This window comes from Clostridium sp. CTA-1, assembly GCF_054768215.1.
In genome coordinates, this window is record NZ_BAAAAP010000061.1 from 1 (window position 1) to 778 (window position 778).

Consider the following 778-nt stretch of genomic DNA (forward strand, 5'->3'; position numbering starts at 1 on the left):
CTGGCCCTCAAGGTATCACTGGTCCTACTGGACTCCAAGGCGTTACTGGCCCTACTGGTCCTATAGGTGTAACCGGAGCTACTGGTCCTCAAGGCATTACTGGCTCTACTGGAATTCAAGGTATCACTGGACCTACTGGCCCTCAAGGTATTACTGGACCTACTGGAATTCAAGGTATTACCGGAGCTACTGGTCCTCAAGGCATTACTGGTGCTACTGGCCCTCAAGGTATTACCGGAGCTACTGGAATTCAAGGCGTTACTGGACCTACTGGAATTCAAGGTGTTACTGGACCTACTGGAATTCAAGGTGTTACTGGTCCTACTGGAATTCAAGGTGTAACAGGACCTACTGGAATTCAAGGCATTACTGGCCCTACTGGAATTCAAGGTGTTACTGGTCCTACTGGAATTCAAGGTATTACCGGAGCTACTGGAATTCAAGGTGTAACAGGTCCTACTGGACTTCAAGGCGTTACTGGCCCTACTGGTCCTATAGGTGTTACCGGTCCTACTGGAATTCAAGGCGTTACTGGTCCTACTGGTCCTATAGGTGTTACCGGTCCTACTGGACTTCAAGGCGTTACTGGCCCTACTGGTCCTATAGGTGTAACCGGAGCTACTGGTCCTCAAGGCATTACTGGCCCTACTGGAATTCAAGGTATCACTGGACCTACTGGCCCTCAAGGTATTACTGGACCTACTGGAATTCAAGGTATTACCGGAGCTACTGGTCCTCAAGGCATTACTGGTGCTACTGGCCCTCAAGGTATTACCGG

Annotated in this window: 1 protein-coding gene; it reads left to right on the top strand. The window is 50.0% G+C overall.

The window, feature by feature from the left end:
- On the top strand, nucleotides 1-778 hold a 778-nt coding region (locus ACYUEW_RS18950), incomplete at both ends, for a collagen-like domain-containing protein (RefSeq protein WP_460277709.1).